Source organism: Telluria sp. ZB4P36, from assembly GCF_059685865.1.
Genome location: NZ_JCASIE010000004.1, coordinates 330,561 through 342,933, shown reverse-complemented (window position 1 = coordinate 342,933; position 12,373 = coordinate 330,561). Strand labels below are relative to the sequence as shown.

At 67.0% G+C, this 12,373-nt stretch carries 11 protein-coding genes; 10 read left to right on the top strand and 1 reads right to left on the bottom strand.

Annotated elements, in window-relative coordinates:
* The first annotated feature begins 19 nt into the window (after positions 1–19).
* From AC56LK_RS09145 to AC56LK_RS09100, 10 genes are all read left to right on the top strand, one after another.
* A complete protein-coding gene (locus AC56LK_RS09145; protein WP_497184236.1) occupies positions 20–1,225 on the top strand; it encodes a phosphoglycerate kinase in 1,206 nt (401 codons plus the stop codon).
* A gap of 77 nt (positions 1,226–1,302) precedes the next feature.
* Positions 1,303–2,763 carry a pyruvate kinase gene (gene pyk / locus AC56LK_RS09140; RefSeq protein ID WP_497184277.1) on the top strand — a complete coding sequence of 487 codons (1,461 nt, stop codon included), beginning with the start codon at positions 1,303–1,305 and terminating at the stop codon, positions 2,761–2,763.
* A gap of 19 nt (positions 2,764–2,782) precedes the next feature.
* Positions 2,783–3,847, top strand: a complete 1,065-nt coding sequence (gene fba, locus AC56LK_RS09135) for a class II fructose-bisphosphate aldolase (RefSeq protein WP_497184235.1) — start codon at positions 2,783–2,785, stop codon at positions 3,845–3,847.
* Between the two features lie 147 nt (positions 3,848–3,994).
* Positions 3,995–4,891, top strand: a complete 897-nt coding sequence (locus AC56LK_RS09130; protein WP_497184234.1) for a phosphoribosylaminoimidazolesuccinocarboxamide synthase — start codon at positions 3,995–3,997, stop codon at positions 4,889–4,891.
* A gap of 4 nt (positions 4,892–4,895) precedes the next feature.
* Complete coding sequence (gene purE, locus AC56LK_RS09125) at positions 4,896–5,393, top strand: 5-(carboxyamino)imidazole ribonucleotide mutase (protein ID WP_497184233.1); 498 nt, start codon at positions 4,896–4,898, stop codon at positions 5,391–5,393.
* A 3-nt stretch (positions 5,394–5,396) separates the two neighbouring features.
* Entirely contained in the window at positions 5,397–6,581 is a 1,185-nt protein-coding gene (locus tag AC56LK_RS09120; protein ID WP_497184232.1) for a 5-(carboxyamino)imidazole ribonucleotide synthase, read from the top strand.
* A gap of 2 nt (positions 6,582–6,583) precedes the next feature.
* Positions 6,584–7,630, top strand: coding sequence for an L-threonylcarbamoyladenylate synthase (locus AC56LK_RS09115; RefSeq protein ID WP_497184231.1), 1,047 nt, complete (start codon positions 6,584–6,586; stop codon positions 7,628–7,630).
* A 239-nt stretch (positions 7,631–7,869) separates the two neighbouring features.
* A complete protein-coding gene (locus AC56LK_RS09110; protein ID WP_497184230.1) occupies positions 7,870–9,240 on the top strand; it encodes an SGNH/GDSL hydrolase family protein in 1,371 nt (456 codons plus the stop codon).
* A 57-nt stretch (positions 9,241–9,297) separates the two neighbouring features.
* Positions 9,298–9,981: an OmpW/AlkL family protein gene (locus AC56LK_RS09105; RefSeq protein ID WP_497184229.1), complete on the top strand. Its 684-nt coding sequence runs from the start codon at positions 9,298–9,300 to the stop codon at positions 9,979–9,981.
* Between the two features lie 146 nt (positions 9,982–10,127).
* A complete protein-coding gene (locus AC56LK_RS09100; RefSeq protein ID WP_497184228.1) occupies positions 10,128–11,339 on the top strand; it encodes an MFS transporter in 1,212 nt (403 codons plus the stop codon).
* 10 nt (positions 11,340–11,349) lie between these two features.
* Here the strand turns inward: AC56LK_RS09100 and AC56LK_RS09095 are convergent, their stop codons facing one another.
* Positions 11,350–12,285, bottom strand: a complete 936-nt coding sequence (locus AC56LK_RS09095; RefSeq protein ID WP_497184227.1) for a LysR family transcriptional regulator — start codon at positions 12,283–12,285, stop codon at positions 11,350–11,352.
* Positions 12,286–12,373 lie beyond the last annotated feature (88 nt).

The following is a 12,373-nucleotide window of genomic DNA, read 5'->3' as shown; positions in this document are numbered from 1 at the left end:
TTTCACTGTTGACTAGCCAATGGACGACGTTCTCAGTTTCACCCGTTTGCAAGACCTGATCGACCGCGACGCGCTGAAAAACAAGCGCGTATTTATCCGCGCCGACCTGAACGTACCGCAGGATGACGCTGGCAATATCACCGAAGACACCCGTATCCGCGCCTCCGTGCCGGCGATCCAGGCCGCCCTGAAGGCCGGCGCCGCCGTGATGGTCACCTCGCACCTGGGCCGCCCGACCGAGGGCGAGTTCAAGCCGGAAGACAGCCTGGCGCCGGTCGCCGCGCGCCTGTCCGAGCTGCTCGGCCAGCCGGTGGAACTGAAGCAGGACTGGGTTGGCGGCGTGGATGTCGCGCCCGGCCAGGTCGTGCTACTGGAAAACTGCCGCGTCAACAAGGGCGAAAAGAAGAACAACGACGAACTGGCCGAGAAAATGGCCAAGCTCTGCGACGTCTACGTCAACGACGCCTTCGGCACCGCGCACCGCGCCGAAGCCACCACCCACGGCATCGCAAAGTTTGCCCCAATCGTCGCGGCAGGACCGCTGCTGGCCGCCGAACTGGATGCGCTGGGCAAGGCCCTGGGCCAGCCGAACCGTCCGCTGCTGGCCATCGTCGCCGGTTCGAAAGTGTCGAGCAAGCTGACCATCCTGCAGAGCCTGGCCGGTAAGGTGGACAACCTGATCGTCGGCGGCGGCATCGCCAACACCTTCATGAAGGCCGTCGGCCTGAACATCGGCAAGTCGCTGGTCGAGAACGACCTGGTCGGCGAAGCAAAACAGATCATCGACATGATGGCCGCCCGCGGCGCCCAGGTGCCGATCCCGGTCGACGTGGTCTGCGCCAAGGAATTCAGCCCGGGCGCCGCCGCGACGGTGAAGGACGTGGCCGACGTGTCGGATGACGACATGATCCTCGACATCGGCCCGAAGACCGCCGCCATGCTGGCCGAGCAGGTGGCCAAGGCCGGCACCATCGTCTGGAACGGCCCGGTCGGCGTGTTCGAGTTCGACCAGTTCGCCGAAGGCACCAGGACCCTGGCCATGGCCATCGCCGCCTCTACGGGCTTCTCGATCGCCGGCGGCGGCGACACCCTGGCCGCGATCGCCAAGTACGACATCGGCGACCAGATCGGCTACATTTCGACCGGCGGCGGCGCCTTCCTCGAGTTCCTGGAAGGGAAGACCCTGCCGGCAGTCGAGATCCTGCTCCAGCGTAACGCCAAATAAGTGACACCAGCGCAGCCCCGAGGCTGCGCTTCTCTTTCAGAATCAAGGAAAGCCAACCCATGCAAGCTGCGCGCCCTCTGTACAACGCCACCAAGATCGTTGCCACCATCGGCCCGGCGTCGACCGATTTCGACATCCTCGTCAAAATGATCCGTGCCGGCGTCGACGTCGTGCGCCTGAACTTCTCGCATGGCAAGGCGCAAGACCATATCGACCGCGCCACGCTGGTGCGCCGTGCCGCCGCCGAATGCGGCGTCGAGGTGGCGATCATGGCCGACATGCAGGGCCCGAAGATCCGCGTTGGCAAGTTTGAAGAAGGCAAGATCTTCCTGAACAACGGCGACAGGTTCATACTTGATGCGCGGTGGGGCGACAACGGCGAGCTGGGCAACCAGGAACGCGTCGGCCTCGACTACAAGGCGCTGCCGCGCGACGTGCGCGCGGGCGACAAGCTGCTGCTCAACGACGGCCTGATCGTGCTGGTCGTCGACAAGGTCATGGGTCATGAGATCTGCACCACCGTCAAGGTGGGCGGCGAACTGTCCAACAACAAGGGCATCAACCGCCAGGGCGGCGGCCTGACCGCGCCGGCCCTGACCTCGAAGGACATGGAAGACATCAAGACGGCGATGAGCTTCCAGGCCGACTACCTGGCGATTTCCTTCCCGAAGAACGCCACCGACATGGAAATGGCGCGCCAGCTGGCCAATATCGCCGGCGAACCCTACGCCCACAAGCCGATGATGATCGCGAAGATCGAACGCGCGGAAGCCATTCCCGTGCTGCAGGAAATCCTCGACGCCTCGGACGGCATCATGGTCGCGCGTGGCGACCTGGCGGTGGAAGTGGGTAACGCGGCCGTGCCGGCGCTGCAGAAGCGCATGATCAAGATGGCGCGCGCCTCGAACAAGCTGGCGATCACCGCGACCCAGATGATGGAGTCGATGATCGTCAACGCGGTGCCGACCCGCGCCGAAGTCTCCGACGTGGCCAACGCCGTGCTGGACGGCACCGACGCCGTCATGACCTCGGCCGAGACCGCATCGGGCAAGTACCCGGTGGAGACCGTCGAGATGATGGCCGCCATCTGCCTCGAGGCAGAACAATCCGAATACAACAAGCAGGATGCAGATTTCCTGAATGTCCAGTTCACCCGCATCGACCAGTCGATCGCCTACGGCACCCTGTTTACGGCCCATCACCTGAAGGTGAAGGCGATCGTGGCCCTGACCGAATCGGGCTCGACCGCGCTGTGGATGAGCCGCCACTCGATCGACACCCCGATCTTCGCCCTGACCCCGCTGCAGACGACGCAGCGCAAGGCGTCGCTGTACCGGAACGTGCGAGCATTCCACCTCCTGCAAGAAGGCGGCAGCCACGCTGTGCTGCGCCGCGCAGAAGAGGTCCTGATCAACGAAGGCATGGTGCGCAAGGGCGACCTGATCGTCGTGACCTGGGGCTCGCCGATGGGCCAGGCCGGCGGCACCAACGCGCTCAAGATCGTGCGCGTGGGCGAGCTGGACGAAATAGTTTCTTAATTGTTTGGAGTAATCAACCATGGCACTCGTATCGATGCGTCAACTGCTGGACCATGCCGCCGAACACGGCTACGGCCTGCCGGCGTTTAACGTCAACAACCTGGAGCAGGTGCAGGCCATCATGGCCGCCGCCGACGCGGTCAACGCGCCGGTGATCATGCAGGCCTCGGCCGGCGCCCGCAAATACGCAGGCGAAGCCTTCCTGCGCCACCTGATCGACGCCGCCGTCGAAGCCTACCCGCACATCCCGGTCGTCATGCACCAGGACCACGGCCAGTCGCCGGCGGTCTGCATGGCCGCGATCCGTTCCGGCTTCACCTCGGTGATGATGGACGGTTCGCTCGAAGCCGACGGCAAGTCGGTCGCTTCCTATGAGTACAACGTCGAAGTGTCGAAAGAAGTCGTGAAATTCGCGCACTCGATCGGCGTGACGGTCGAAGCCGAACTGGGCGTGCTCGGTTCGCTCGAGACCATGAAGGGCGACAAGGAAGACGGCCACGGCGCCGACGGCACCATGACCCGCGAGCAACTGCTGACCGACGTGGCGCAGGCCGCCGACTTCGTCGCCAAGACGCAATGCGACGCCCTGGCCATCGCCATCGGCACCTCGCACGGCGCCTACAAGTTCACCCGCAAGCCGACCGGCGACATCCTGGCGATCGACCGCATCAAGGAAATCCACGCGCGCATCCCGAACACCCACCTGGTGATGCACGGCTCCTCGTCGGTGCCGCAGGAACTGCTGGCGATCATCCGCGAATTTGGCGGCGACATGAAAGAGACCTACGGCGTGCCGGTCGAAGAGATCCAGGAAGGCATCAAGCACGGCGTCCGCAAGATCAACATCGACACCGACATCCGCCTGGCCATGACCGCTGCGATCCGCAAGTACATGTTCCAGAACCCGTCGAAGTTCGACCCACGCGACTACCTGAAGCCGGCCCGCGAAGCCGCGATGGAAGTCTGCAAGGCGCGCTACCTGTCCTTCGGCTGCGAAGGCATGGCGGCGAAGATCAAGCCAGTGCCGCTGGACAAGATGGCCGAGCGCTACAAGGCGGGCGAGCTGGCCCAGATCGTCCAGTAAGCATTGCCTCACGCATGCCGCCGCCGGTGCCCATCGCCGGCGGCGGGATGCGAATTGACGTAAAATCATGCATTGGCACAGGCCATCCCCGGCCTGACCCACTCGACCGGAGGCCTTCTCCGGTCCCGTTTCCCTGATATCCCATCTATGAACAGCCTCTACGAATCCACCATCCAGTCCCTGCCACTGCTCGGCCGCGGCAAGGTACGCGACAACTACGCTGTCGGCGACGACAAGATCCTGATCGTCACGACCGACCGCCTGTCGGCTTTCGACGTTGTCATGAACGAGCCGATTCCCGGCAAGGGCATGGTGCTGAACCAGATGAGCGACTTCTGGTTCGAGAAGCTCGGCCACATCGTGCCGAACCACCTGACCGGCGTCGCGCCGGAATCCGTCGTGGCACCGGAAGAAGTGGAGCAGGTCCGCGGCCGCGCCGTCGTGGCCAAGCGCCTCAAGCCGATCCTGGTCGAAGCCGTCGTGCGCGGCTACATCATCGGTTCGGGCTGGAAGGACTATCAGGAAAACGGCGCCATCTGCGGCATCCAGCTGCCCGCCGGCCTGCGCCAGGCCGACAGGCTGCCGCAGCCGCTGTTCACGCCGGCGGCCAAGGCCGACATCGGTGAACACGACGAGAACATCTCCTTCGACGAGATGGAGCAGCGCATCGGCAAGGAGCTCGCCGCCAAGATGCGCGACATCAGCATCCAGCTGTATACCGCCGCCGCCGAATACGCCGCGACCCGCGGCATCATCATCGCCGACACCAAATTCGAGTTCGGCCTGGACGACAACGGCACCCTGCACCTGATGGACGAAGTGCTGACCGCCGACTCCTCGCGTTTCTGGCCGGCCGACTCCTACGCGCCGGGCATGTCGCCGCCGTCCTTCGACAAGCAGTTCGTGCGCGACTACCTCGAAACCCTGACCGACTGGGGCAAGACCGCTCCGGCTCCGGCCCTGCCGCCGGACGTGATCGCCAAGACCCAGGCCAAGTATTTCGAAGCCATCGAACGCCTCACCGGCGAAAAGCTGAAGGTGTAAGCAGATGACTGACCAAGCAAAACCTGTCGTCGGCGTGATCATGGGTTCCTCGTCCGACTGGGACGTGATGAAGAACGCGGTGGACGTCCTCAAGCAGTTCGGCGTGCCCTTCGAGGCGCAGGTGATCTCGGCGCACCGCATGCCGGACGAGATGTTCACCTATGCCGAGACCGCGCGCGCGCGCGGACTGCGCGCGATCATCGCCGGGGCAGGGGGCGCCGCCCACCTGCCGGGCATGGTGGCCGCCAAGACCATCGTGCCGGTGCTGGGCGTGCCGGTGCCGTCGAAGTACCTGCGCGGCGAGGATTCGCTGCTGTCGATCGTGCAGATGCCGAAAGGCGTGCCGGTGTCGACCTTCGCCATCGGCGAAGCCGGCGCCGCCAACGCGGCCCTCACCGCCGTGGCAATCCTGGCCGCGACGGATGACGCGCTGGCCGAGAAGCTGCTGGCCTTCCGCGCCGAGCAAACTGCGGCCGCACAGGCCATGACCCTTCCTGTCTGAAGCATGAGTAACTCGTTTCTCCCTACCGCCAATCCTTCGGCCTGGCTCGGCGTGATGGGTGGCGGCCAGCTCGGCCGCATGTTCGCCCACGCCGCCCAGGCGATGGGCTACAAGGTCGCCGTGCTCGAGCCAAGCAAGGATTGCCCGGCAGGACAGGTCGCCGAGCGCCTGATCACGGCCGGCTACAGCGATGCCGCCGGCCTGGCCGAACTCGCGCAGCAATGCGTGGCGGTCACCACCGAATTCGAGAACGTCCCGGCCGACAGCATGGCCTGGCTGGGCGAGCGCAGCTTCGTGGCGCCCGCCGCCTCCTGCGTGTCGATCGCCCAGGACCGCATCGCGGAAAAGCGCTTCTTCGTCGAATGCGCACCGACATCCGGCGTGATGCCGGCCCCACACAAGACCATCGCCTCGCACGCCGACATCGACGCCATCGGCGACGACCTGCTGCCCGGGATCCTGAAGACCGTGCGCATGGGCTATGACGGCAAGGGCCAGGTGCGGGTGCGCACCCGCGATGACGTGCGGGCCGCTTTCGACGCCATGCAGGGCGTGACCTGCCTGCTGGAGAAGATGCTGCCGCTGGCCTACGAGGTCTCGGTGCTGACCGCGCGCGGCCATGACGGCGCCTCGGTAGTCTATCCGATCGCCGAGAACGTGCACCGTGACGGCATCCTGTTCACGACCACGGTGCCTGGACCGAACGTGTCCGAGGCCTGCGCGAAGCAGGCCCAGGATGCGGCGCGCGCCATCGTGGCCCAGCTGGGCTATGTGGGCGTGCTGTGCATCGAGTTCTTCGTGCTGCAGGACGGGACGCTGGTGGTCAACGAGATGGCGCCGCGTCCGCACAACAGCGGCCACTACACCATCGACGCCTGCGTCACCAGCCAGTTCGCGCAGCAGGTGCGGGCGATGGCGCGCCTGCCGCTGGGCGACGTGCGCCAGCATTCGCCGGCCGTCATGCTCAACATCCTGGGCGACGTCTGGTTCGAGGGCGACAGCAAGGAAGCACGCGAACCGGCCTGGGACCGCGTGCTGGCGCTGCCGGGGGCGAACCTGCACCTGTACGGCAAGGACGACCCGCGCCGCGCACGCAAGATGGGCCACATCACCTTCGTTGCGCCGACGCTGTGCGAGGCACAGGCCAGCCTGCGCCAGGCCTGCGCCATCCTCGGCATCCCGGAGTAACGATGCAGAACCAGAACTGGGAAGAGAAGCGCGACCAGGCCGCCATCGCGGCGGCCGCACGCGCGCTGGAAGCCGGCGCGCTGGTCGCCTTCCCGACCGAGACCGTGTACGGCCTCGGCGCGGACGCCGAGAACCCGGCTGCGGTCGCGGCCATCTACGCCGCCAAGGGCCGCCCGCAAGACCACCCGGTGATCGTGCACCTGGCCCCCGATGCCCCGCTCGACTACTGGGCGGCCGACATCCCGCGCGAAGCCCATGCGCTGGCCGAAGCCTTCTGGCCCGGACCGCTGACCATGATCCTCAAGCGCGCGGCGAACATCCCGGACGCCGTCAGCGGCGGCCAGGACACGGTCGGCCTGCGCTGCCCCTCGCACCCGGTGGCGATCGCGCTGCTGCGCGCCTTCAAGGGCGGGAAGGGCGGCATCGCGGCGCCCTCGGCCAACAAGTTCGGTGCGGTCAGCCCTACCCTGGCCCAGCACGTGCGCGACGAATTCGGCCAGGACGGATCGGTGGCCATGGTGCTGGACGGCGGCGCCTCGCAGGTCGGGATCGAATCGACCATCGTCGACCTGTCGCGCCTGGCCACCCACGGTCCGGTGCTGCTGCGTCCCGGCCACATCAGTGCCGACGCCATCGCGGCCGTGATCGACCAGGTGCCGGGCGCACCCGACGCCGCGGCGCCGCGCGCCTCGGGCACGCTGGAATCGCATTACGCGCCGCATACGCCGGTGGCGATGCAGGAGGACGCCCAGCTGCGCCAGACCCTGGCCGAGCTCGCTGCGGCGGGACGCAAGGTCGCGCTGATCCATTACTCCGACATGCCTCCGACGCATGCCGCGCTGCGCCTGCCGGCCACGCCGGATGGCTTCGCCCACGCCTTGTACGCCGCGCTGCGCGCGATGGACGGCCATGGCGCCGACCTGATCCTGGTCGAGGCGCCGCCGCAGGGTGGTGCATGGCTGGGCGTCAATGACCGCCTGCGTCGGGCTGCCCACGGCTCGACCGGCATCGTGCATGGCCTGCTGAACCAGTTCACACCGAAGGCCTGAGCAGGCTCACGGAGCAGAACGCCCGTACGCACGGGCGTTCTTCCATATCAAACTGTCTTCCCAAGCATTTTATTCTTGCCGCATGGCAGGGATACAATCGCGTCCCGGATGTTGTCTGTTGTCACGAAAAACTGACGTACAGGCAAGCATTCTCTATACAAGAAAGTTGAACACTGGCATATTATTATGCTACGAATAGCACGCCCGTTCGTTTCAAAATAACCTCATTAGGAGACACAATGCGTCAAACCAAACTCGCGCTTGCCCTGCTGACGGCAGCGGTGCTGGCAGCCTGCGGCGGTACCAGCCCGGGCGGCGGCGACCAAACGCAAAAGCTCAAGTTCACCCAGCAGGTCTCCTTCGGCGACAGCCTCTCGGACGTGGGCACCTATGCCGTCGGCGCGGTCAAGACCGCAGGCGGCGGCAAGTTCACCATCAACGGTGACGGCACCGCCAAGAACCCCGAGCTGAACGGCAAGATCTGGGTCGACTTCCTGGCAGCCGAGCTGCGCCTGCCGGCGCCCTGCGCCGCCCAGACCGGCCTGGAAGGCGACGCCACCCGCGGCTTCTCCGTCCCGATCAGCAACAACCTGAATTGCTTCAACTACGCCCAGGGCGGTTCGCGCGTGACCAACCCGATTGGCCCGGGCAACAAGGCCACCGGCTCGCCGATCGGCGAAATGACGGTGCCGCTGGTGACCCAGGTCGCCAACCACCTGTCCCGCAACGGCAACAAGTTCAGCGGCACCGAGCTGGTCACCCTCCTGTCGGGCGGTAACGACGTGCTGATGTCGCTGAGCACCCTGCAGGCATCCGCGACCGCCGCCGGCAGCGCCGCCGGCGCGCAAGCCTTCGGCACCTCGCTGACCATGCAGCTGGCAGCCGGCGCCACCAATCCGCAGACCGCCGCCCAGGCCATCGGCGCGGCCATCGCGGCCGAGAGCGCACGCGCGGGCAGCAGCACCCAGACCATCGTCGCCGCCGCCGTCGGCGCCGCCGCGCGCCAGCCGGGCAACGCCGCCGTGGCCCAGGCTTCGGTGTATGGCCCGATGGTCACCAAGGCAACCGCCGACGCGACCGCTGCCGGCAACAAGGCCGGCGCCGACTACCTGACTGCCAACGGTCCGAAGCTGGTCCAGGACCTGGGCACCGCCGGCGCGCAGATGGCTGCCCTGGTGAAGAATGAAGTCGTCGGCAAGGGCGCCAAGTATGTCGTGGTCGCCAACCTGCCGGACGTGGCCAGCACCCCGGCCGCCAAGTCGAAGTCCGCCGAGGTCCAGCAGCTGACCGCCGCCATGGTCAACGCCTTCAACGCCCAGCTGAAGGCGGGTCTGGGCGCGGAAGACCCGCGCATCCTGTACGTCGACCTCTACACCGTCAGCAATGACCAGGTGAAGAACCCGGCGCCGTACGGCCTGACCAACACCTCGACCCCGGCCTGCGGTCCGAACGCACTGGGCACCACTTCCCTGATCTGCACCAACTCCAACACGGTGGCCGGCGACGTCAGCCACTACATGTTCGCCGACGATATCCACCCGACGCCGTTCGAGAACAACCTGGTGGCGCGTTACGTGCTGAAGGACATGGCCGTCAAGGGCTGGCTGTAAGACGAGGCAGGCCCGTCCCGGAAGGACGAGCCTTTACAACAGATTTCAGGAGAAAAGATGAAAGTACGTTTCAACAGCCTCGTCAAAGTGCTGGGCGTGGCAGCCGCGCTGGCCTGCGCCTCGACGGCATCGGCCCAGTCGGCCGGCCAGCTCACCGTGAAGTTCGGCCTCAACCAGCTGACCCCGAAGGTCGAGAGCGGCGACATCAGCGCGCCGGCCCTTCCGGGCACCAAGGCGGACGTCGGCAGGGACCTCAAGCCGGTGCTGAGCTTTACCTACGGCCTGACCGATAACATCTCGCTCGAGACCTGCCTGGGCACGCCCTACAAGCACGCCATCTACGGTGCGGGCGCCATCGCCGGCACCGGCGAGCTGGGGACGGTCGAAGCGCTGCCGCCGACCCTGTTCGCGCAGTACCGCTTCGGCGCACCGACCGCGACCTTCCGTCCCTTCGTCGGTATCGGCGCCACCTATGCCTACTTCATGAAGGAACGCGGTTCGGCCAAGATGACCGCGATCACCAATCCGGGCAGCGGCGTGCCGACGACCTTCAGCATCGACAACAAGTTCACCTACACCGGCCAGATCGGCGTGGCGATGAACATGAACGAGCGCTGGTTCGCCGACGTCACCATCAACAAGAGCCGCCTGCGCACCGACGTCAACTTCTCGACCGGCCAGAAGCAGCACATGAAACTGGATCCGGTGGCGGTGATGCTGGCTGTCGGCTACAAGTTCTAAGCAGCGCTTTGTTCCTTCGAAGGCCCGCCGTGTGTGGGCTTTTTTCATTTCCGCTGTCGAAAACAGTCTTGCGCGGCACGCCAACAATCGATGGGCGGGGGGCACCTACAATCCTTCCAACACATCCACTGCGCAAGGAGAACAACATGAACCAATCCACCACCCCCGACATCGCGCCGGGCATGGTGCGCCTGCTGGCCGTTTCCGCCGGCCTCATCGTCGCCAACCTGTATTACGCCCAGACCCTCGTCGGGCCGATCAGCAGCGCCACCGGCCTGTCCGCCGAGGCCGCGGGCCTGATCGTCACCTTGACCCAGGTCGGCTACGCGCTCGGCCTGCTCTTCATCGTCCCGCTCGGCGACTTGCTGGAAAACCGCAGCCTGGTGGTCGGCGCCCTGCTTGCGACGGCGGCGGCCCTGGGTGTCGCGGCCGGCAGCACCAGTGCCTGGAGCTTCCTGGCGGCCTCGCTCGGCATCGGACTCGGTTCGGTGGCGGCGCAGGTGCTGGTGCCCTTCGCCGCCCACCTGTCGCGCGAGGAAACCCGCGGCCAGGCCGTCGGCAAGGTGGTCAGCGGTCTGCTGCTGGGGATCATGCTGGCGCGTCCGGCCGCCAGCCTGATGGCCGACCACGGCGGCTGGCATGCCGTGTTCGGCATCGCCGCTGCCGCCATGCTGGTGCTGGCCTTCGTGCTGCGCCGCAAGCTGCCGCAACGCCGGCCTGCACAGCGGCTGGGCTACGGCCAGCTGATCGCTTCGCTGTGGACCCTGCTGGCCGGCACCCCGCTGCTGCGCCGCCGCGCCGCCTACCACGCGGGGCTGTTCGGGGCCTTCAGCCTGTTCTGGACCGTTACCCCGATGGTGCTGGAAGGCCCGCAGTTCGGCCTGTCGCAGACCGGTATCGCCATCTTCGCCCTGGTCGGGATGGCGGGCGCCATCGCCTCGCCGGTGGCGGGACGCCTGGCCGACCGTGGCCATACCTTGCCTGCCACGGCAGCGGCCCTGGTGCTGGGCATCGCCGGCTTCGCGCTGCCGCTGTTCCAGCCGGCCTCGCGCGGACTCGCCATCGGCGTGCTGGCCGTCGCCTCGATCGTGCTCGACATGGCGGTGGCCGCCAACCTGGTGCTGGGGCAGCGCGCCATCTTCGGGCTCGGCGCCGAGGTGCGCAGCCGCCTGAACGGCATCTACTTCGCCCTGTTCTTCGGCGGCGGCGCGCTCGGTTCGGCGGCCGGGGCCTGGGTGTATGCGCACCACGGCTGGCACGCCGCGCTGCTGGCCGGCATGGCTTTCCCGGCCGCGGCCCTGGTCTACTGGCTGGGTGAACTGCCAGGACGCGCCGCGGCGCTGCGCAAGGCAGGCTGACGGGAACGCATCACGCCAGCGGCACGCCCGATCGCGCCAGGTGCTCGGCCAGCAGGTCGACGAAGCTGCGGATCGTCTCCGAACCGCGGCGGTTGGCCTGGTACAGCGCATACAGGGCCACGTCCATCGGTCCCGGGTTGACCTCGTAGTCTTCCAGCACCTGCAGCAGCCGTCCCGCCCGCAGGTCCTCGTGCACCAGCCAGCGCGCCAGCATCGCGATACCGAGGCCGGCGACGGCGGCCTGGCGCAGTATCTCGGCGTTGTCGGCCTGGATGACGCCCTTGACCGCCACTTCTTGCACCTGCATGCCGGCTTCGCTGCCGTCCTTGCGGCCCAGGCGCCAGCCGCGGCGATGCTCGCTATAGCTGAACTCCAGGCAGTCGTGGCGGGCCAGTTCCGACGGCTGTTGCGGCACGCCGTGGCGCTGAAGGTAAACGGGACTGGCGCACAGCACGCGGCCGTGTCCGGCCAGGCGGCGCGCCACCAGCGTCGCCTCCGGATCGAGGCTGCCGATGCGGACCGCCACGTCGATCGACTCGTCGACCAGGCTGACCGCGCTGTCGCTCAGGCGCAGGTCGAGAGCAAGGCGCGGGTGACGCGCGCGCAGCGCCGGCAGGATCGGGGCGATGTGCAGCGCCGCGAAGGTGACCGGGGCCGCCACGCGCAGCACGCCGGCGGCGCCGAGTGCGCCGGCGCTGGCCGCATCGTCGGCGGCATCGAGCTGGGCGAGGATGCGCTGCGCGTCATCGTAATAGGCACGGCCCGCTTCGGTCAGCGTGACGCTGCGGGTCGAGCGGTTCAGCAGCACCGCGCCGAGCCGTCCTTCGAGCGCGTCGACCACGCGGGTGACGGAGGAGGTCACCACGCCCAGCTGGCGCGCCGCCGCCGAGAAACCGCCGCAGGCGGCGACGGCGCAGAAGGTAGTGAGTTCGGCGAAGCGGTCCATGGCATTCCTGTGGATGGGGTCCAGCGCATCTTTCCATATGCGGGGCACGATGACAAGAACGATGAAAGCCCTCCGCCATGAAAAAAGG